At 53.0% G+C, this 21,088-nt stretch carries 17 protein-coding genes; 11 read left to right on the plus strand and 6 right to left on the minus strand.

The features are described 5' to 3' along the window. Positions 1–19: 19 nt before the first annotated feature. The 4 genes from AAGJ81_05135 to AAGJ81_05150 all read left to right on the plus strand — a co-directional run bounded on the left by AAGJ81_05135 (position 20) and on the right by AAGJ81_05150 (position 5,773). On the plus strand, positions 20–796 hold the full coding sequence (locus tag AAGJ81_05135) for an MBL fold metallo-hydrolase (protein MEM0965513.1): 777 nt from the start codon (positions 20–22) through the stop codon (positions 794–796). 187 nt (positions 797–983) lie between these two features. Further along, positions 984–2,402: a pyruvate kinase gene (gene pyk, locus AAGJ81_05140; protein ID MEM0965514.1), complete on the plus strand. Its 1,419-nt coding sequence runs from the start codon at positions 984–986 to the stop codon at positions 2,400–2,402. Positions 2,403–2,856: 454 nt separating this feature from the next. Beyond that, positions 2,857–4,314, plus strand: coding sequence for a 1-acyl-sn-glycerol-3-phosphate acyltransferase (locus AAGJ81_05145; protein MEM0965515.1), 1,458 nt, complete (start codon positions 2,857–2,859; stop codon positions 4,312–4,314). A 130-nt stretch (positions 4,315–4,444) separates the two neighbouring features. Then, the gene (locus tag AAGJ81_05150; GenBank protein ID MEM0965516.1) at positions 4,445–5,773 is read left to right on the plus strand and encodes a DUF1566 domain-containing protein; all 1,329 of its coding nucleotides are present in this window, start codon (positions 4,445–4,447) and stop codon (positions 5,771–5,773) included. Between the two features lie 365 nt (positions 5,774–6,138). On the opposite strand, the gene AAGJ81_05155 is transcribed toward AAGJ81_05150, so the two are convergent. Both AAGJ81_05155 and AAGJ81_05160 read right to left on the minus strand, forming a co-directional pair. After that, complete coding sequence (locus AAGJ81_05155; protein ID MEM0965517.1) at positions 6,139–6,345, minus strand: hypothetical protein; 207 nt, start codon at positions 6,343–6,345, stop codon at positions 6,139–6,141. 53 nt (positions 6,346–6,398) lie between these two features. Next, the gene (locus tag AAGJ81_05160) at positions 6,399–6,839 is read right to left on the minus strand and encodes a DUF4174 domain-containing protein (GenBank protein ID MEM0965518.1); all 441 of its coding nucleotides are present in this window, start codon (positions 6,837–6,839) and stop codon (positions 6,399–6,401) included. Positions 6,840–6,949: 110 nt separating this feature from the next. Between AAGJ81_05160 and AAGJ81_05165 the strand changes: the two genes are divergently transcribed. Next, positions 6,950–7,726, plus strand: coding sequence for an HAD-IIA family hydrolase (locus AAGJ81_05165; protein ID MEM0965519.1), 777 nt, complete (start codon positions 6,950–6,952; stop codon positions 7,724–7,726). 71 nt (positions 7,727–7,797) lie between these two features. Next, on the plus strand, positions 7,798–8,298 hold the full coding sequence (locus tag AAGJ81_05170; protein MEM0965520.1) for a peptidylprolyl isomerase: 501 nt from the start codon (positions 7,798–7,800) through the stop codon (positions 8,296–8,298). A 166-nt stretch (positions 8,299–8,464) separates the two neighbouring features. Here AAGJ81_05170 and AAGJ81_05175 read toward each other — a convergent pair whose 3' ends face one another. From AAGJ81_05175 to AAGJ81_05185, 3 genes are read right to left on the minus strand one after another with little or no spacing between them, the layout of a single operon-like run. Further along, positions 8,465–8,887 (minus strand): DUF420 domain-containing protein, encoded by a 423-nt coding sequence (locus tag AAGJ81_05175; protein ID MEM0965521.1) that lies wholly within the window; start codon positions 8,885–8,887, stop codon positions 8,465–8,467. A 4-nt stretch (positions 8,888–8,891) separates the two neighbouring features. After that, entirely contained in the window at positions 8,892–9,800 is a 909-nt protein-coding gene (gene cyoE / locus AAGJ81_05180; GenBank protein ID MEM0965522.1) for a heme o synthase, read from the minus strand. Beyond that, positions 9,790–10,839: a COX15/CtaA family protein gene (locus AAGJ81_05185; protein ID MEM0965523.1), complete on the minus strand. Its 1,050-nt coding sequence runs from the start codon at positions 10,837–10,839 to the stop codon at positions 9,790–9,792. Before AAGJ81_05185 ends, cyoE begins: the two co-directional genes overlap by 11 nt. Before the next feature lie 114 nt (positions 10,840–10,953). Between AAGJ81_05185 and folP the strand changes: the two genes are divergently transcribed. From folP to AAGJ81_05210, 5 genes are read left to right on the plus strand one after another with little or no spacing between them, the layout of a single operon-like run. Further along, positions 10,954–11,763, plus strand: a complete 810-nt coding sequence (gene folP, locus AAGJ81_05190; GenBank protein MEM0965524.1) for a dihydropteroate synthase — start codon at positions 10,954–10,956, stop codon at positions 11,761–11,763. Continuing rightward, complete coding sequence (gene folB, locus AAGJ81_05195; GenBank protein MEM0965525.1) at positions 11,756–12,133, plus strand: dihydroneopterin aldolase; 378 nt, start codon at positions 11,756–11,758, stop codon at positions 12,131–12,133. Before folP ends, folB begins: the two co-directional genes overlap by 8 nt. Continuing rightward, entirely contained in the window at positions 12,118–12,636 is a 519-nt protein-coding gene (gene folK, locus AAGJ81_05200; protein MEM0965526.1) for a 2-amino-4-hydroxy-6-hydroxymethyldihydropteridine diphosphokinase, read from the plus strand. Before folB ends, folK begins: the two co-directional genes overlap by 16 nt. Further along, the gene (gene pabB / locus AAGJ81_05205; GenBank protein ID MEM0965527.1) at positions 12,618–13,946 is read left to right on the plus strand and encodes an aminodeoxychorismate synthase component I; all 1,329 of its coding nucleotides are present in this window, start codon (positions 12,618–12,620) and stop codon (positions 13,944–13,946) included. Before folK ends, pabB begins: the two co-directional genes overlap by 19 nt. Further along, positions 13,931–14,764: an aminotransferase class IV gene (locus tag AAGJ81_05210; GenBank protein MEM0965528.1), complete on the plus strand. Its 834-nt coding sequence runs from the start codon at positions 13,931–13,933 to the stop codon at positions 14,762–14,764. Before pabB ends, AAGJ81_05210 begins: the two co-directional genes overlap by 16 nt. Positions 14,765–14,772: 8 nt before the next feature. On the opposite strand, the gene AAGJ81_05215 is transcribed toward AAGJ81_05210, so the two are convergent. Beyond that, on the minus strand, positions 14,773–20,712 hold the full coding sequence (locus AAGJ81_05215; protein ID MEM0965529.1) for a hypothetical protein: 5,940 nt from the start codon (positions 20,710–20,712) through the stop codon (positions 14,773–14,775). Positions 20,713–21,088: the final 376 nt, after the last annotated feature.

Below are 21,088 nucleotides of genomic sequence, written 5' to 3' on the forward strand. Positions count from 1 at the left end.
TGGGTTTGGCTTCTGGTAGGTGACGGCTCGTTTTCAGATTCTTGGGTCCAGTAGCGCGGGGAACTGCGCGTTTTTGCAGACTGAAGAGGCGAAGATCTTGATTGATGCTGGGTTCTCGGGACGCAAAACAACTTCTATGCTTAGGGAAATCGGTGTCGAACCCGAGGAACTCGATGGAGTTTTTGTTACCCATGAGCATAACGACCACGCTGCTGGGGTGCGCGGGCTTTCGCGTTTTTCCGAGATCCCCTTTTTTGCGAATCGAGATACCGCGGAGTGTCTGCAAGGGAAACTGGAACGAGGGGTGCAGTGGAAGATTTTTGAAACGGGTCGCCCTTTTGTTTTTCGGGACCTCGAAGTTCGGCCTGTGGGTGTTCCCCATGATGCCTATGATCCGGTCTGTTTTATCTTCCAGTGGGGGAGGGATGATCTTTTTTCGCCACGGCAAAGCCTTGCTTGGATCAACGACCTCGGGCACGTGCCACCCGCGATACATCCTGTTCTTTCACGAGCCGAGACCGTAGTGATTGAGTCAAACTACGACGAGGATATGCTGGAATCAGATGTGAAACGACCCTGGTCGCTCAAGCAGCGGATCCGGGGGCGTCATGGGCATTTATCGAACAAAGATACCTTGGCGGCTTTGCAACAGGTCGAGCGCCCTCGCTGGCGGTCGGTTCACCTTTCTCATCTCAGCCGGGACTGTAATTCGGTTTCTCTGGTTGAGGATACTTTTGGGCCGTTTTTTGAGTCTCTGGCGCATGAGGTGGAGATGACTGTGGTTTCGCCGGGGTAGGAGAGTGGCGGTATCCCTCTAGCACGCTGACGATAGTCAGTGTGTAGGCCGTTTTCCAACGCCACCTCAAATCAATGACTATCGCCGTCGAGCTGCAGCCCCCCCGTTTTTCTGCAAAATACTCGACACCTCTCGAAGAATGGCTGGCACGCCGCTAGCTAGTCCGTCTAGGGTAGCTGGATTCGCTATGCATCATCGAAACACGAAGATAATTTTCACGATTGGGCCGGCTAGTGATAGCCCGGAAATGCTGAGATCATTGATCCGAGAGGGCGTCGATGTCTGCCGCGTCAATATGGCCCACGCTCCGCGGGAGGCTGTCGCGGGGATTGTCGCTAAAGTCCGGGCGGCGGGCGAGGCGGAGGAGCGGCCGATAGCCGTAATGGTTGATATCAAAGGTCCGGAGATTCGGACGGGTGCACTTGAACAGTCGATTGAACTTGCTGTTGGTGATTCGATCGATTTCGCCTGTTCCGAAGACGCTGAGAAACGCGAAGGGATTCCTTTGGTAGAGGTGAACTATCCAGGTCTGATCAATGACGTGGAAGAGGGCTCTTCTATCCTGGTAGACAATGGTCTTCTCCGCTTCAAGGTCGTTGAGAAAATGCAGAGTCGGCTCGGATGTGTGGTGGAAATTGGTGGAAGTCTCGGAAGCCGTAGACACATCAACCTTCCCGGAACTCGAGTGAGTCTTCCCTGTCTCACGGACAAAGACAGAAAGGATATCGATGCCAGTCTCGCGGCGGGCGTGGAGTTTTTCGCCCAATCCTTTGTGCGTGAGCCGGAGGACGTGGAAGTATTCCGTCGCTATCTACAAAAAAAGAGGAGCAGTGCTCGAATCATTGCGAAAATCGAGGATCAACAGGCGATCCGCAATTTAGACGACATCATTCGTGCTTCCGATGGATTGATGGTGGCTCGGGGTGACCTGGGGATTGAGTGTCCTTATGAAGACCTTCCGGTGATTCAACAGAGAGCAGTATCGACGTGTATTCGTCTGACAAAACCCGCGATTGTAGCGACTCACATGCTCGAATCGATGATTGAGAATCCCGTTCCGACGCGCGCCGAGGTTTCCGATGTGACCTACGCTGTCGGCCAGCGCGCCGACGCGATCATGTTGTCGGGGGAAACTACCGTTGGGAAATTTCCTTTAGAGTGCGTGAGGGTTTTTAAGAGGATTGCAGAGACAACGGAACGGTTGGAAGAGTCGGAAACGCGGATACCGGTTCCGTTGAAACGCCCAAAAAGTAAACTTCTTAGATCGGCAGCACAATTGGCGGAAGACATCGAAGGTGCCAGTGTGGTTGTTTTTACCCGCGCTGGAAACTTACCCCAAGTAGTCTCGTCGTTGCGCCCTCACGGTAGTCCGATTTTTGCTTTCACGGATCTGCCGAAACTAGCTCCCCAGCTACGTTTGTTGCGGGGTGTGCATCCATTTGTCTTGCCATTCGAGGAAGATAGAGAGGAGACGATCCTCAATGCATTCAAGATGTTGGTGGATAAGGGCTTTGCGAGCGTCGATTCCTGGGCCGTGGTCATTACGAGTGTGTTGCGGCTCGACCAAACGGTGAATGGTCTCCAGCTCAGGCAAATTGAAGTCTGATCGAGTTTCCTACCTCTTAAGAAGCTGCTTTGTTTTTTGACAATGTGAATGTGAAGGTGATGGTGAGTAACGCTCTGCGCGTTGAATCCAAAGACCGTATTTCACATGGATAGAGTAGCGTCCGCGGCGGACACGGACGATTTCAGTTTCACTGGTAACCTTCAGCCTTTTCCGGTCATCGGTCTTTGCGACCGATGTTACATGGATCTAGCCGTAAAGACTCTTAAAACAGGGTCATTCCAATCTTAGCCTCACTCAAGATGAGGAGAATAATGTAGATCCTTTTACTCTCTTTGAGATCTGTGGTCCTGCCTCGACACCAGGTTGATTGTCAGGACTTATTCATCGAAAGGCGGGCCCTCTCCCTTGTTGTGGGGATGTTCTTCTCGACCCGGAAGGTTCGCGAAAGACATGGTGGACTGCCCGTCTTTCGTCTACGTAGGTAAAAGAAACAATGACTGGTTTCCTTTTAGTTGTCGGATTGCTGCTGGGATTGGCGGTCTTGGGGTTTTGGATCTTCCCCGACATCTCTCGTTGGATCTTGGTTTTGTTGGTATCCCGATCGTTTTATCGGGTTCGGGCGAAGGGCGCGGCAAACATTCCGAGGAGAGGGCCTGCCCTTTTGTTTGGAAATCATACCAGCTTTATGGACGCACTCTGGATCCTCTCGCTGCGACCCCGAAAGGTGCGTTTTCTGGTGGCTAGGGAATATATGGAGGATCGGGGGAAAATTCTTCGATGGATCCTCATGTTTTCCGGAGCGATCCCGATTCACGAGAAAGATGATCCGAAACGATTGGCCCGGTCTCTTCTGGTAGCCCGCAAAGCGCTCCTCGAAGGTGGAGTAGTGGGAGTTTTTCCGGAAGGCCGATTTACGCGAACGGGACACTTACATCCGTTTAAACACGGTTTGGAATCGATCATCCGTGGAACCGATGCTGCGGTGGTGCCGTTCTTCATTGAGGGTGGTTTTCGCACGCGGGCTGGCCTCGGGCTGAATGGGAAACCAGTTCTCTTCCATCCGTCCGATTTACTGCGCCGTATTTACCTTTGGGTGGGAGAGCCCATTGAGTCCACTGAGAGTGGCTTCGTTTCAAAAGCAGAGGCAGAGGTGCAACGGGGGGCAGTTGAAGCGGCGAGATTCCGGATCAATTCAGATGGAAAGGTGCGGGAGAAGGCTATTCGGAGGGTCCAGCGGAGACTTTCGGGAGGGAAGAATCCTGCGGCGATTCGTGATTTAAGCGACAGGATGATTGCCCAGGTGAACGGGTTGGAAGTAGTCGCAAGGTTATCCCGAAAGGATGGAGTTTTTGGTGCGTTCCCGTCAGACGATCCACTGGGGCAACTAGTCAATTTCTGGCTTCCAGCGGTCACTCGCTGTCGCAGCATTTATTCTGAACTTCCGACGGACGGTGATTTTGATGATCAGGTGCTCAAGAAGGCGCGTCCCACGATTCTTTTTGGAGAAGCTGCGTTTTTTGAAATGCTGGTCCAGAAAATCTTACCTGAATCGCTTGGATCCGTTCGGTTGGCATTTCTTTTTGGCGGGGCTGATTCGGAGATGCGGGCATTGTTTTCCGAGAAGTTTGGGGTGAGCTTGTTGGACGGTTTCTTCTCTCAGGACAGCAAAGTTCTTGTCTCGCTCAACGTGCCTGATGCCGATCTCGATGGATTTTGCCAGACAGGATCGGTTTCTGGAACGGTGGGACGCCCTCTTCCAAATGGTCGTGTTCGAATCTTCGATGATCGGTCTCGGAACGAACTTGGGGACAATAGACCAGGTTTAATCGAGATTCAGGGACCTGCAGTCGATAGGGGTGGCGTTGAGGGCGGATCCGATCAAGGAGAGTGGTGCAGATTGCCTGAAAGGGGTAGAATAGATGAGGAAGGATTTCTTACCCTCTTCAGCTAAATGCGATGAAAGGCATGCGTTTTCCTAGAGAATTCATCGTTTATTCAGTATGAGAACGACTACGCGAAGTTTACTGCGAACGAAAGTCTCTCCTCGCGGAATGAAATTCTCCTGCGAACGAAACCGAATAATGAATCAGAATAGTAAGATCGCGGTTTTTCTCCTACTCTTTTTACCCACATGTTTGCCGGCGGCGTGGAGGGTGGTGGATACCGGCCAGTCACGGTTTTATAACGACTTTGAGGAGATTGAGAGACCGCTAGAGGGTCAGGATTTTTTTGGACAGGATGCCCAATATTCAGGGTATCAATCAGCCTATCAGGACAACGGAGACGGGACTGTTTCCGATTTGAATACCGGGCTTATGTGGTCCCAGGCGGTAGGCCCAGATAAACTCTCTCTCGAGGAGGCCAGAGCTGAGGCAGAGGTCCTCGAACTTGGCGGGTATTCTGACTGGCGGGTTCCAAACATCAAAGAGCTCTATTCACTCATTGATTTTCGTGGTCGCACGGGAATGATGACGCGGGGCTCATCGATGTCTGAGGTTCCCCCTGATGCGATTCCGTTTATCAACACAGACTATTTTGATTTCCGCTATGGATCTTCAGAGGATGGCGAGCGTTACATCGATGCGCAGTGGCTTACCGATACCGAGTACGAGCCGGGAACTATGGGTGGAGAGGATACGCTTTTCGGGGTCAACTTTGCCGACGGTCGGATCAAAGGATACGGTTACGGGAGACGAGGCGGCCGAGAGAAAAAATTCTTTGTCCGCTACGTGCGGGGAATTGGGGACTATGGGGTGAATCAGTTCGAGGATAATGGCGATGGGACGGTGACGGATACGGCTACGGGATTGATGTGGAGCCAAAGAGATAGTGGCAAAGGGCTTGATTGGAAGGGCGCTCTTGAAATGGCTGAAGAGTCCGAGTTCGCTGGATATTCGGACTGGCGGCTTCCCAATGCAAAGGAGCTGCAGTCAATAGTCGACTACGAGCGTTCGCCTGACACAACCGATTCTGCGGCGATCGACCCGGTTTTTTTCACGACAACGATCAACAACGAGGAGGGAGTGAAGGACTATCCTTACTTTTGGACTTCAACCACCCACGATGATGGGCCTAATGCGGGTCAGGCAGTTTACGTGTCCTTCGGGAGGGCAATTGGTGAGATGAGGGGAAGGGTGCTGGACGTCCATGGTGCTGGAGCGCAGCGAAGTGACCCTAAAACCGGAGAACCTCGCTTGGGTCATGGTCCGCAGGGAGATGCACAGCGGGTGGAAAATTTCGTACGTTTGGTCCGTGGAGGCGAGGTGACTGAACTACCCAGTAGCTCGTCTGACTTTCTTAGAGAAGAGAGCTATCCACACACGATCAGGGTCGACGGTGAGGGGTTTGTTCCTGCCGAACGGGTGTTCCGCAGGCCACCTCCGAGGAGGGATGGACATGGGAATAAATGAGAGGGCGGAGAGGAGCCTACTTTGTAAGATTCGCGCCGCTTCCAGTCTACCGTTTTCTTAGGAAGGCAATCGGAGTCGGTTTTATCCTCACGCTCATAGACGGTTTGTTTGTGGCTGACCCCGAGGAGACTGTAAGCAGAGCAACTTGGCGTGTGCCAACTACCACCGGCACAGGGGAGATCACGACAGGGGGTAACCGGCTTATGAGAGCGAAAACGGACTTTCTAGATCGGTTGGTAACAAATCTAAGAAGAGCCGTCCACGAAGGAACGAATACAGCAAGCCGCCCATTTTCACTCCGTAGACTGAATTCTCCCTGGCCGCTACTCACCTGAAGGGAGCCTTCGAAGAGGAGCTCCCTCATTTCAGCCTTCTTGCTCTTTCGTGCGGATCTTCAGAGTCCCGTTGATTTTCCATTTGGCATGGGAAGCACTGTCCCCGGTTCCGCTGGGAACGCTTACTTCGAGCTGATCAAATTCGTAGGTGATTTCCGCGTTGCGGCCTGTCAGTTTGTCGTAGAGCCCGATTGCTAGCTCGGGCCAAGTGGTGGTATGTTCGTTTTCAGTAGCCATACCGCGAGAGAACCCCAATAGAACTTTTCGTCAAATCACTGAGGATGTTTCTGCTACTGAGGTCGTTTCCCTTCGCGAATCATCTCTTGTCGGCGCATTGGCATGGTGTCTATTAGATCAAACCATGGCTTTATTCTGAGGCTCTCGAATTGCCTGTCCTTGATTCCTCCATCTTTACCGATCAACAGAAAGAGCGTTTTGTCTGACTCTGGAAAGTCGAGCTCTTCGCGAATCCGGTTTTGTTCCGATTGAGTCAGGGGTTCATGGAATTTGATATCCGTATTGTCGCCCAAACGCAGAAAGATGAGGTCGCGATCCTCGATGCCTGAGGAATGGGATTCGATCAATTCTTCGAGCTTATCGAGAGAGGAGTCACCCGTCTGATAAACCACGATACGCTTCTCCCATTGGAAGGATCGAAGGGTTTTTGGATCTGGTTCAGCGGACAAAACTGCAACGACAAGGGCGAAGGAGAATGCGGTGGTTACTCGCACAGATCAAAATCGAAGCAGAGCAGAGAGAATGCAAGCGGGATTGGTCTCTTTAGAAATTTGGTATTACAATTCGGTTGAAAGATGGCCCAAAATCTGCGGCTTTTTTGGGAATGGAAGGGTTCGAAGTAGAAGGAATCTTACTCGATCTTTCTGGAACGCTTTATTCTGGGGATAAGCGAATTGAGGGGACCCGGAAGTGCTTGGCCGAACTCAAAAGTCGCAAGCTTCCTTATCTCTTTCTCACCAATACAACGACTAAACCGAGGTGCCTCATAGCAGAGAAGCTGGCCGACTTCGGAATTGAAACTGCAGAAGAGGCGATCCTTACACCGATGGTTGCAGCCCGCGAGCAGTGGAAAAAAGACGGGTTTGAAACGGCAGCGCTTTTTGTAGGAGAGGATTTAAAAGGCGATCTGGTCGGCATTCGTGAAAACTACGAGAAACCCGACGTGGTAATCGTTGGAGACCTTGGTGAGGACTTTTCGTATTCGATTCTCAATCAGATTTTCCGGCTCCTTATGGGTGGCGCTTCTTTTTACGCGCTTGCTCGAAATCGTCGCTTTGAATCCGAGGGAGAGTTGTTTCTGGACATGGGCCCATTTATTGAAGCGCTGGCTTATGGTTCTGGAAAGCAGCCGATCTGTCTCGGTAAACCTTCACCGGAATTCTTCTCGGGTGCAGTGGCCCAGCTGGGGGTGCCTAGAGAGAAAGTAGCGGTGGTTGGAGATGACCTCGAGAGTGATGTGCTCGGAGCAATGGATTGCGGCTTAAAAGGAGTTCTCGTTCGCACGGGCAAATTCGCAGAGGCCCAGTTGATGGATTCGAGCCGAAAACCGGATGCGGTTCTTGATTCCATAGCGGCGCTTCCAGATTTGCTCTTCTGTTAAGAAGGTTGAAAGGAGAGCTCTCTTTTTTCTGACACTTGCTTTCCTTTCTGGCGCACGTCAGCGTGTCAGGGATGAGTAACGAAAAAGCGACAATCGAAACAAGCAAAGGGAACATGGTCGTCACTTTCTGGGAGGATGTGGCTCCCAAGACGGTCGAGAATTTCAAAAAACTGGCGAAAGACGGTTTTTACGATGGGACCGCTTTTCATCGGATTATGAAAGGGTTTATGATCCAAGGCGGAGACCCCCTCACTAAGGAAGCGAGCAAGGAACACTTGTGGGGAACGGGAGGTCCTGGCCACACGGTTGACGCGGAGTTCAATAGTCGGCCGCACAAGAAAGGGGTTCTTTCTATGGCCCGGTCCAGCGATCCCAACTCTGCAGGATCCCAGTTTTTCATCTGCCTTGACGAGTGTTCATTTCTAGACGGGCAGTATACCGGTTTCGGTGAACTGGAGTCGGGCGAAGAAGTGTTGGTATCGATTGGGGACACGCCCTGTAGCTACGGGTCCGGTGGGGAGAAAAGCAAGCCGACCGAGCGGGTGGAAGTGATCGGGGTGACTGTGGGCTAGCTGTTGAGGGGATCGCGAACGTTGAACTTTAAACGCTGAATATTGAACGTTTAAAGTTCGCCATCTGTTTGATCGATCTCACCGAATCCGGTTCCCGTAGCCGTTCGGACCACGAGGCCGCGTGGAGAACCGCGTCGCTAACCTGAAAGCGATTTCTTGCCGGCTGTTATACCGGCCAGTGGTAGAGAAAGAAATAGATCATCACTCCGGTTACTGAGACGTAATACCAGATCGGATACGTGACTCTGGCCCACTTGCGATGGATTTCGTACCGCCCTCTAATGGCGAGATAGAGGGTTCGAAAAATCATCGGGAGCATCACCATGGAGAGGATGACGTGGGTTGCCAGCATGATTATGTAAAAAGCTCTCCAGAAACCATCTCCGGGGAATGGTGTCCCCTGCCAGTCCTTCAGGTATTTATCCAGTAGGTAGAAGAAGAGAAAGAAGCCGCTGATCACGAGGGCCGAGATCATAGCAATCCGGTGTTCCCTCACTCTCCCCTTTCTAATCAGAGCAAATCCCATCGTGAGACAAACGACCGCTGAACCGTTGAGGACAGCATTCAGTGCAGGGAGCGAAAAGCTCATCGACTCAAAGGACGGTTCGGTCGAGTAGCAATACGATCAAGAGGATCGGCAAATAAAGTAAACTAAAGAAGAAAAGCCGGTTTCCGGTCGATCCACCGGAACGAACAGTTTTGGCGAAGCGGATACCTTCGAATAAAAAGATCCCGTTTATGACCAGAGTAGCGGCGCCGTAGACCCAGCCTTCCAATCCGAGAAAGACCGGAGCTATACAAACGGGAAAAAGTAAGAGGAGGTATAAATAGTTTTCGAAAATCAGCCTTTTCCCGTCTTGGTGGGTAACTGAAAGAACCTTGAGTCCGCCTTGTTCGTAGTCCTCCCGGCAAAGCCAGGCGATCGCGAAGAAATGGGGCATCTGCCACAAAAGGACAATCAGGAAAAGCCATAAGCCTAGACCGCCGACCGTTCCTGTGGCTGCAGTCCAGCCAATCAACGGCGGGAGAGCTCCAGGTAGCGCACCCATGTGTGTGCACCAGTGGGTTGTGCGCTTCATGGGCGTATACAATAGGAGATAGATCAGGACTGTTGCTACGACCAACACCGTTGCCGGGACGGGGAGAAGCAGCAAAGAGAGACCTGTTCCGATCGAAGCGAGAGTGATCCCGAACACCCCTGCCGGAAAAGCGGTGAGTTGACCCGAAGGCAGCGGGCGACCTCTTGTCCTTTCCATCCGCCCATCAGTTTCTCTCTCAATCGTCTGGTTGAGTGCGAGCGCTCCCAAGGCCGCTAGAAAGATCGCGAAGCCGACGCCTAGAAACGTGATCCATGAAAAAGTGTCTGGTGCTGCGAGATACCCAGCCAGTCCTGTAAGCGTTGAAAGAAAGGCAAGCCGCGGTTTCGAAAGTTCAAGATAAACTCTCCAGCTAGGGCCCACCGAGGTAATCTCGGCTTCTTCCACTTTTGATTCAGGCTGCATATGGTTTACGGGACGAAACTGAAGAGGGTGCTGGTTTCTCGCTGGGAATCAAGGAGCGGTGTGACCAAAAGATCGAAGACCAGAGAGTAGCAACCAGAGCAGCCCCATTCAACATGTGGAGGGTGGTCACGTGAGGATTACGCATAGTTTCGAGAATCAGGAGTCCTAACCAAATCTGGATGCCTGTGAGAAAAGCTGAACCGACCGCAAGAGCCCTTGCTTGGTAGGGAAGAGTTTTTTGTGACGCAGCGACGAGTGAGAAGGCCAAAACCAGAATACCTCCCAAAATACCAAGAGTGCGGTGAAGAAAGTGAACCCACACGCCGAAATTATCGCTGCTAGGAAGCCATGAACCGTCAGGTGCAGCAGCAGGGAAGGTCTGGATAGCCAAACCGGCTCCGTTGTGGCGCATGACTGCTCCAATGAGGATGGCAACAATCAAAAACCCCAAGGCGGTGTAGCCGAGCAATTGAACAGACGAAAGTCTGTGAGAGCGGGTCGAGGTACGAAACCAGCCCGGGCAGGATAGGACGACGAGGGAGGCAAGTGTAAGAACCACGCCTTGAGCACCCATCGCATGAGCAATGGCGAATGATCGAGCGACTGCGTTCGAATCCGCTCCCGTGTTTAGATTGTCGAGGAGAACTCGAAGACCACCAAGCACTCCTTGTGCGATTACAAATAGGACGAGCGCGTAGGCGATCCAACGGACCGACTTCCTCTTCTCAATGCGGTGAAATGAGACGGCGATGATTAGGGACAGGATTCCGATAATCATTCCCGCGAGGCGATGACTGTGCTCCGCCATTTGATCGGCATTCTGGGTCCATCCTTCTGGGTTCAGGGAACCATTGGAAAGTGGCCAGTCGAGAAAAGCCATTCCTGCACCGATACTTGTCGTAAAGCCTCCGGCGAAGAGGAGAACCGCTGACCAGACTAACGCGACGATCGAAACGCCAAATAGAAGAGGCGAAAACCTTGGTTGAATATGTGAGGGGTGTTCTGAATGCATTAGGTCAGGACCGGCGACAACTGTCACTTTGGGTTCTGGTGAAGTCAAGGTAACGAAGGCTATTCGGGCGAAAACGAACTCGGAATAGACGGAATTCTTTGTTCTTCTCCGACGATGGTCGAAAGTCCCGTGAATACAAAGATGTCTCCATGGCCTAATGAAGCGTGGGGTAGTCGGACATTTTTGATGGGGATACTGAACATAACCCCGGATTCATTTTCGGACGGCGGTGAATTCAGCTCGGTTCAAAAGGGGGTTCAGCACGCCTTGGATATGGTCGCGGCAGGCGCGGATTTTATTGACGTTGGCGCCGAGTCAACACGACCTGGAGCGGTCGAGGTTCCAGCGGAAGAGGAGTGGTTGCGGCTTGAACCGGTTCTTTCAGCGTTGCGGGATTCTGTGGACGTGCCGATTTCAGTCGATACCTACAAGGCGGAGGTTGCCGAAAAGGCACTTTCTGCAGGAGCAGCTATTGCGAACGACATCGGAGGTCTTCAGATGGACGAAAGAATGGCAGAGGTCATTGCTTCAGCCGGGGCTGGTGCAGTAGTGATGCATAACTCCCGCAATCAGGATGTGACAGGCGATATCATTTCCAGCATCTGCGTTTTTTTTGAAGAAAGTCTGAGGCGTGCTGATCGTGCCGGGATCTCACGAGATCGAATTGTCCTCGATCCGGGAATTGGGTTTGGAAAGTCGGTCGAAGAGAATCTCACTATTCTCCGGTCGATAGATAGACTCCGTTCCTTTGGCTATCCTCTCCTTTTGGGTGCTTCGCGGAAATCAGTAATCGGCATGACTCTTGACCTTCCAGTGGATCAGCGACTGGAGGGAACGCTTGCAACCACGGTGGCGGGAATTGCTGGCGGAGTGGATGTAGTACGCGTGCATGATGTTGAGGCAAACCTGAGAGCGTCGCGTATGAGTGATGCGATTTTTCGCAATGAGTAAGGATGCTGACCGGATCTTTCTGCGGGGCCTCGCGTTCTTTGGCTTTCATGGAAACATTCCTTTGGAAGCTGTGCATGGACAACGTTTTTACGTGGATCTAGAAATGAGGATGGATGCGGGCAGAGCCTCAGCCACTGATCACCTGGAAGATACGATTGACTACTCCGCGGTTTACGAGGCGGTCCGGTGTCTCGTCGAGACAGAGAGATTCAACCTTTTGGAAACTCTAGCTGAGAAAGTCGCCCAAGCGATCCTTGAGAAATTTGCCTTGGTCTCTTCGGTTGTTGTTGAGGTAAAAAAACCGCAGGCGCCGCTTCCGGGAATTTTTAATGAGGTGTCAGTAGCCGTCGAGCGGTGGCGGAAGGAGTAGTAAAGGCTTACCTGGCGCTGGGAAGCAACTTGGGGAACCGTGAGCGCAATTTTGCGCAGGCTCTTCAGCTTTTGGAAAACCGTTCGAAGATTTCTTTGGGCAACGGGTCAGCGGTATTTCAGACGCCTGCCGTAGGTCCAGGCGAACAGGAAGAGTATTGGAACGGAGTTGTTGAAGTCTTCACGACCTTTACAGCAAATGAGCTCCTAAAGGAAGTTCTCGCGATTGAGTCAGCAATGGGTCGAGTTCGCAGGGAGCGGTGGGGACCGAGAATCATTGACTTGGATATACTTTTGTTTGGGGACGAGGAAATCCAAAGTAAAAGTCTCGAGATCCCCCATCCTCGCATAACGGAGCGGGCCTTTGTGCTGCTACCGTTGTCGCAGTTGGTTCCCAGTTGGATAGTATCTGAGAAATCCGTAGAGGAGTGGGTAAAGAGATGTTCAACACAGGGGATATTTGAGGTGAAGGATTCGGTTTACGCATGCCAGTTATCGAGCTGAAGGTGACCCAACGTCTTTCTAACGTCTTTGGATGGGCAACCCAGAAAAGGCATTGTCTATGGCTGGATGCATCTAGCGGTGGGCGTGGCTCGGAATGGTCGATACTGAGTTGGGATCCCATCGAGACAAGAGAAGGCCCCGCGGAAGACCTCGTGTCGTGGATGGACGAATGGGCTGAAAAACTTCGAAAATATCCGTCTGAGAAAGTTCCTTTTTGCGGAGGCCTGATGGGGCATCTGGATTATCAGAATCAAATGCCACCTTATCCTTCGAACGAACGTTTTCGCCCGACTGGTTGGCTCGGACTCTATGCTTGTGCACTCATTGAGCATGCACCGTCACAAACGCTTTTCGCGGTCGCTGGACCATGGGTTGATGATGCTGATGCAATTTTGGAGGCTTGGGTAGGGAAGGTTCCCTTTTCTTCTACACTTCGAGAGCATAAGCAGTTGGGCAAGCGTAGCACGATGCCTTCTGCAAACGTCACAAAAGATCAATACATGACGGCTGTGAGAAAGTGCCGTGAATGGATCGCTTCAGGGGACATTTACCAGGTTAACTTGTCTCAGCGGTTTCATTGCAAATGGAACGGTTCTGCTGAGGAGCTTTACCGCTCCTTACGGCAGTCGAATCCCGCTCCTTACTCTGCCTACGTGGATTGCGGTAAACGAAAGATTTTTTCCAGTTCTCCCGAATTGTTCCTAGCGATAGATTCGTCCGGCTGGATTGAAACTCGCCCGATCAAAGGCACTCGACCTCGCAGCTCGGATCCAACGACCGACCAGTTGCAGGCAGAGGCACTAATGAGTAGTGAAAAAGAGCAAGCAGAGTTACTCATGATTGTAGACATGGAGCGGAATGATTTGGGGAGGATTTGCGAACCCGGATCGGTATCAGGGGAAATTAGCTTCGCTTTGGAGTCTTATGCTTCGGTCCATCACTTGGTGGGAACAGTGCAGGGGCGTTTGAAGGAGCATTTGACGTGGAGAGAGATTTTGGGTGCCGTTTTCCCGGGAGGCTCAATAACTGGTGCGCCAAAAGTCAGGGCTATGGAGATTATCAGAGACCTGGAGTCTGAAGAGAGGAATGCCTTTTGCGGGACGATTGGCTTTCTCTCCGTAGGGGGATGTGCTCGCTGGAGCATCGCTATCCGAACGATTGAAATGAAGGGGGATGCGGTCGATTTCGGCGTTGGAGCCGGTATTGTCTGGGACTCTGATCCTGCGATGGAGTACGAGGAGACTCTCGAGAAGGCACGAAAGTTGTTTGTTGCCCTTGGCTGGAGTCTTGAAGAATGGAAAGACAGGTAGACGTGGAAAGAGGCAAAGAACCTTTCTTTATCTGGAACGGAAGCATCCGCAAAGAGAACGAGGCGGTCGTTTGCCCGACCTCTGAGGGCCTGCTCTATGGGTTCGGCTGCTTTGAGACAATGGCTCTGCGAAATGGCGCAATTCGGTATTTTTCCGATCACTGGAAACGTCTTGGGGAAACTGTTGAGGCCTTGGGAATATCAGTAACCGTTGGTCCCGATGATTTGATGGAGCAGGTCAGCCGACTCGCAAAACAAAATCAGTGTTCGGATGGGGTTGCCCGATTCTCACTTCACCTGCGAGGCGAGGAAACAGACTGGATGGTCCGGGTTTACCCTTCGGGTTTGATGGTCGGAGATCAACCGTTGCGGATCGGGGTGTCGCGGTTTCCTCATCAAGGCTATTCACCGATCAGCTACTGGAAGCATAACAACTACCTCGTGAATATCATGGCCTTCCGCGAAGCGCGACGAAACGGATGGGACGAAGCGTTGCTATTGAGTGAGGGCAGGATCGTGGAGGGAACCCTTTCGAACTTTTGGCTGTTGCGAGAAGGTCGGTTGATAACGCCACCGCTGGAGAGTGGTGCTTTAGCCGGAGTGATTCGAGGACGTCTGATCCGCAACTCGGCGTTGAAGGGGGAGGCCATTGCCGAGGAAGAGATCCGACTGGAAGATCTAAGGAAGGCCGATGAGTTGTTCCTATCCAGTGCATCGATGGAAGTCCGACCGATCCAATCGATAACCGAGAGGCAGTTTCCGGTGCATGCCGAGAGCGTGAAGCGGTTGCTGAATCATGTTTGTGGGAGCAATCAGTGAGGCGCTGTTTAGCTATAGTGGTTTCTGCGTCTCCGACGCATGGCTATTAAGGGGACCGATGCCACGGCCAGGAAGAGGGCAGCGTGTTGAGGTTCCGGAACTGCAATCACATCAAGGATAAGGGCACCACTGTTGCTCGCGTAGAGGTCAAGTTCCATGCCGACAGGAACGTCAAAAAACGACGCTGTCGAAATGAAGCTACCTGCGAAAGAATTGAATGCGGAGGCAGTGATCAGAGTCAGTTGATCTCCGACCTGTAAATCTCGTCCGTTGTCCAGTAGTGTAATTTCCACGCTTCCGTCGAACGTTCCAAAGGTGGCCTCGAAGAACAACTGATCGAAGAAGCTCTCGGATTGAACATCAAATTTCAGGGTGCCGCCAAGGTTCTGGGTGTAGATCTGTTTCACCGTAGTCTGAAGCACGCTGCTTCCTCCAACGGAGAAAACTCCACTATCATCCATCAGAGCATCCAAAGTGCTTCCAGAGTTGAACACACCTATGCTTTCATTCGTGAACAGACTGCTGGCAGAACTGTTTTCGAACAGAACTCCCCCTGAAATTGTGCCACGGTTACTGATCGAGAAGGTTTCGGTTCCATCCTCGCCGAGATAGTGGACGGCGTTCTCGTCGGACTGGCTCGATACCTCGCCTCCCGAGTTGACTGTGAGGGAGTTGGTCGAATCACCGCTCGTGCTGTTCGTCCCACCGTGGATCATAATCCCCGTCCCGTTTCCGCTGGAGACCGAACCGTTGACGGTTATGTTAATCGAGTTTCCGGAGTTTCCGTTTCCGACTACGTTTTGAGCGAATATTGCGGTCGCGACCGAGCCTTGTGTGGAAATATTTGCATCACTTCTCACTGTGATCGTGAGGGTGCCGTTGCTGTCTCCGTCGGAAGAGGAGTTTGCCCCTCCAGTGCTCCCGGCAAAGCTTGCTCCGTCACTACTATTGAATAGACCACCGCCGCCGCCAATCACTTGAGCAATGACCCCATAAGCTCCGCTTCCCGAGGTTGTAATGTTTCCGTTTAGGTTCAGCGTGACATCATCACCATAACCATGGGCCGATTCTGTGCGCTTAACAGGGTTGGGGTTGATCCCTGAGGCAGAGTTCGGATTGGCGATGCCTCCACCGGCACCGATACTTTGTGCGACGAGACCGTGGGAACCCATTCCATAGGTCGTGATCGTGCTGGTATAGCTATCGGAGTTGATAAAGGTAAGGTCGACTGTCCCTCCTGAGCGCCGGTCCCCGTTTCCATCGTTGATGGTCATCCCTAGAGTGACCTCTCCGTCTCCTTGTTTCGCAGTAGCAATGCCACCTCCGCCTCCAATGCTTTGCGCGATGAAACCGAAGGCGTTGTCTCCCGTAGTCGTAACGGTGACCCTTCCGTCGGTCATCATAATGGAGCCGCCATCGCCAAGAGTGTCCTGTCCTCCGAGTGTTAAGTTCGGGGCATCGACTCCGGTGAGGCTGCCAGAGAAGTCTTTGGTGGCACCGGTTCCGGCAACGCCTCCTCCCCCTCCAACGGATTGAAGAATCACCCCATGGGCAGCAGTACCGCCGGTTTGGGCAGTAAGGGCTTCGGCACTGAGAGAGACATCGCCTCCATCGCGGGAGCCTCCGCTGCCTCCTCCAGAGGATGCCCCTAGCTTGATCGTCCCGGTGGCCGCGCTTGATCCATCAGTAGCGATGCCTCCACCGGCACCGATAGATTGTGCGAGAATACCGTAGGCGCCAAAACCTCCAGAAGCACTCCCGGTAGTGACGGTCGCCGTGCCAGCGACAATGTCCACGGTATTTCCCGAACCATGCCCTTGAGGCGAGCCGAGAACGATCGTTAGGTCCGGAATCGCATTGGAATTGGTTCCGGAGATGTTGTCTCCTTTTCCTCCACCAGCACCAATGGATTGTGCTAATACTCCAACTGACCAGTCTCCCTCGGTTCGGGTGAGGTTGTTGGATGAAAGGTTTGAATTCCCGGGAGCCGCCACATTGAGGTTAACGGTTGTAGCCCCGCCATTGCTGGGATCATTTCCGTCCATATCTGAATTGACGCCGAAGGTCATATTGACTGAGGGCGAAAGATCGAAGCCAAAGTCAAATAGCTCTACGTCCGAGCCTTGCGTAGCGATGCCCCCACCTCCGCCAACGGACTGAGCCACAACGCCAAAGCTATTTTTTCCGGTAGTTTTCACCCGATCATTCTGGTAAACCTCCACCGTTCCGCCTTTGCCTCCGGCTCCTACGCCTTCACTCACGAGAAAACCGAGATTGAGAAAACTGTCGGTGTCGAGAGAAGCGTCACCCCCGATACCTCCACCGCCACCTACTGATTGGGCCACGATGCCGTGAGAGGCGTAGCCACTGGTCTTAATAGTTGCTTCACTCGTTTTAATAGTTGCTTCACTTAAGAGAACACCGGCTTGGCCGCCGTCTCCTCCGCCACCACCCTGACCACCAACGGCCACGTTGACGCTGGGACTATCGCCCTTGTTGACGTTGCTTGATGAGTAGGCTGCCCCAGAACCTCCAATGCCGCCCCCACCGCCGATCGACTGCGCCACGATCCCGTAAGAACGGTCGCCTTCGGTGGTCACACTTCCTGTGCTTTCGACTCTTGCGCTTTCGGCATTTCCGGCAGTTCCCCCTTGCCCCCCTACGGATACTGCTGAGCTATACGTATCCGATTTAAAAGTAGCTTGCTGAATGGCGGCATTACCCCCGATACCTCCACCGCCCCCGATCGAATGAGCAATAATGCCAGCTGAGTCACTTTCCTTTGTCGTAATGGAGCCGCGGTGGGTAACGGAAACCTCATCGCTCTCGCCTCCGCCCCCACCGTTTCCGCCAACTGCGACTTGGACTTGATATTCGGTATTGCCGCCTCCAACACTTCCTCCGCCTGCGTTACCCCCGCCCCCACCGATGGACTGGGCGAGAATCCCTTTGGAACCAACTCCGCCCGTGTTGATGGTGCTGTTGCTGCGCAGGACGATTCCCTCTCCGTCACCGCCACTTCCTCCGCTTCCGCCCACCGCAATCGTAAAGTCGAGGGAGGTTCCGTCTCCACCCAAGTTGATGTTTTGAGAAAGGGCCGTACCGAGACCACCGTTACCTCCGCCCCCACCGATGGACTGGGCAACTAGTCCTGAAGCGTTTTGGCCGTGGGTGGTAATCGAAGAACCATTTTCGAGAGAAGCATCCACGACTCCGCCGTCACCGCCATCGCCGCCACTGCCTCCATGGCTGATGCTCAACGTTAAAGTAAGAGCATCGGAGGCGAGGGCGGAACTGAATGCTTTAGAGTCCCCGCCGTTACCGCCCCCCCCACCGATACTTTGCACGAGTGCGCCATGTGCTCCGTCGCCCCAAGTGGTGGTGGTTCCATCTTGGCTGAAAATGGCTGTCCTGCCGCTGCCTTTGCCTCCGCCATCGTTACCGCCCGTGCCTCCAAGGGCTAGAGCGACGGAAAAAGCGGTTGGGTCGTCCGAGAGAGGGTCCAAAAACGACAGGGCCCGAGCAGAGGCTGAGCCACCATGACCTCCGCCTCCGCCGATTGATTGCAAAATAGTGCCGATTGAGTCAGCGCCGTCATTGGCGGTTAGGCCGAATAGAGGCGTTGTCACTTCTTTCCCGGTAGTGATACTGCCGGAATGGGTCAAATAGGCTTCACCGCCATCACCGCCATCACCGCCATCACCGCCTACTGCAATGGCAATTCCGAGACCGGCCGTAGAATCGAAGCTGGAGGATCCTCCGCCGGTTCCTCCGCCACCTCCAATGCTTTGTATGGTTGCCCCGGGTGAGTTGTCTCCGAGCGTAGTGATTGTGGAGTCCTGTTGGATCGTGGCTGAGTCCACATCGGAGCCAATAATGCCCCCATCACCGCCCTTGCCGCCTGTACCGCCGATGCCGACTCCCGCAGTCAAAAAAGCTGTATAGTCAGTAGCACCTCCGCCGTGACCACCCCCACCGCCTATGGATTGGATGATTAACCCACCGGAATGATCCTCATTGGTATTGATCGCGCCATCGATCGAAAATTTGATTTGACCCCCAGCACCTCCGTCTCCGCCCTTTCCTCCTACACCGACAAAGAAACCCTCGGCATTTCCGCCGTTGCCCCCACCTCCACCTATAGATTGGGCGAGAATACCGATGGAGTTGACATCGTTGGTGGTGATTTCACTGCTGCTTTCAATCGTGAGGTCGATTTCTCCTCCATCGCCGCCAGCACCTCCTCGGTCGCCTACAAAAAGAGACGATTTCTTGCTCGCGCTACCACCACCACCGCCGATGGACTGGGCCACGATACCTATTGATGCCTGTGAGTCACTACTGCCGTCACCGGTCGTAATCTTCCCGCCACTAGTGATAGAGACGGTGCCACCGCTACTACCCGAATCGGAACTCGCGGAAGGTCCATTGCCAATTGTTAGGCCTTTCTGATCCGCTCGGTTCGCTTCGCCCAAGTTGTTGAGTAAGCCTCCGTTGCCGCTACTCAACGCGACGATGCCGTGGGCTCCCTGGCCGATGGTCAGTATGCTGGCCCCCTCTTTGTGGTCGACATGTACCTCTTGTCCAGCACCGAGGTGGATGCCGTTGCTTCCTAAAAAAGTATTCTCACTTCCATCTGAGTCAGAGTTCGTTACGATGCTCGCGCCTCCGATGCTTAAAGCAGCGATCCCCACCGAAGTGTCACCCGCAGTGGTAATGGACCCGTGGTTAGTCACCTTAACGGAACCTCCGGAGCCCCGCCCTTTCGTATCAACGGGGTCGTCAACCGTGGAGAAGGGGTTGATGAGCTCATTTGCGGCTGCACTGACTGCCAAGACCCCTATGGAGAGGGTGGAACTGGAGTCCCCCACGTTGATTTCGGTTTCACTCTCCAGAATGACCTTAACGTCGCCACCTGCGATAGGAATATCGCTATCGTCGTCGACCGGGGAAACCTCACTGAGGGCGAAAACACCGATACCGTTTGTGTTGATTGAAGGACCGTCCGTGCCGGTTGATCGGTTTTTGAGATGCACCGTTACTGCGCCACCGATTGCTTCACCGTCTCCCGCCTCCCGATACTGCCCTCCAGTTGTATTCGCAAAAATGCCTACCCCTGCATCAGCGTTGACGATGATGTCACCACTTTGGTGAACCGTAACGGCGTGAATCTCGTCCGGATCATCAAGGTAGTTGTCTTTCCCCGGTCCGGTTGCGGAGGAGGCGGAAATACCGGCAGTGATAACCGATGAATCCGTCTGGTTGACGGTAATCGTTGCATCATCTTCAAGAGTGACGGTCACCGTATTGCCAGTAGTGCTGTCTTGGTCCGTGCTTTGATTCCCGTAGGAAACGGCCGTCACTCCACTAAGCTGGGCCGTTCGAAAACCGGAAGGAAGGAGCGTTAGTGAATTGGCCGAGGGTGTCGTTTCTCCGACGCCAGAGACCGTGATGTCATCCGACACAGTGACAGTGACCTCTGAACCAATGCCCGGGGTGCGGTTAGGGTTTGGGGTTCCGATCGCGAGGATTCCTGCATTTCCAATAACCGTTATGTCATTTGGTGCTACGAGTTGGGAAACGGTGAGCGGGCCTTGACTGTTGACCTCAAGACTCCCCATTTCGGTCCTAAGTTCAAAAAGGGACCAGTTGAAGGTGAAGTCAGAAGAGGGAAGGAACTCCACCTCATCCAAGAGATTGATGACTAGATCAATATTGCTATCGGATCCATCTGCAGAAAGTTTTACACTGGCCGGCACCCCAACCGCCGTCGATGGGGGTAAGGTAGCTGTGTAAGAAGTAGGATCCGTTGTGTCGGTAACGAAGCCGATACTAGCTGTGAGCACCTGGGCCTGACTCGCCGATTGCGAGGCATAAAAGAACAGCACCCAGCCAAGACAATAAGGATATAGCCTAAAGGCTTTAAGGAGATTTGTAGTGTAGGTCACAACACGCGTGTCGGGACTGGAGCATTTTAGAGGCCCTTTTATTCCTTTATTGTTATCGTCCACCTAGGCTCGCTTTTTCTTCCGTTGTAAAGGACTCCATGGTCGATGCGGTGACTATTCCTCCGAAAAACGATGGTTTTGGAAAGCGCGATTGGTTGGCTTCGCGCAACTCGAGAGTTTTTTACAAACCTATTATGAGTTCCAAGATTCGATTATCGGAGTCCCCCAAAAGAACAGCTGGCGAGTGGTGCCTTTGCAGTCGTGGGAGAGGAGATCTGGTTGGACGATCTTCACTGTCCAGACGCGTTGTTTTTAATGAACGCAGCAATATAGATTCGCCCGGTGGAATCGATTGGCGAAAGGCGATACCGGATTC

The organism is Verrucomicrobiota bacterium (genome assembly GCA_038744685.1).
In the GTDB taxonomy this organism is placed as follows: domain Bacteria; phylum Verrucomicrobiota; class Verrucomicrobiia; order Opitutales; family Puniceicoccaceae; genus Puniceicoccus.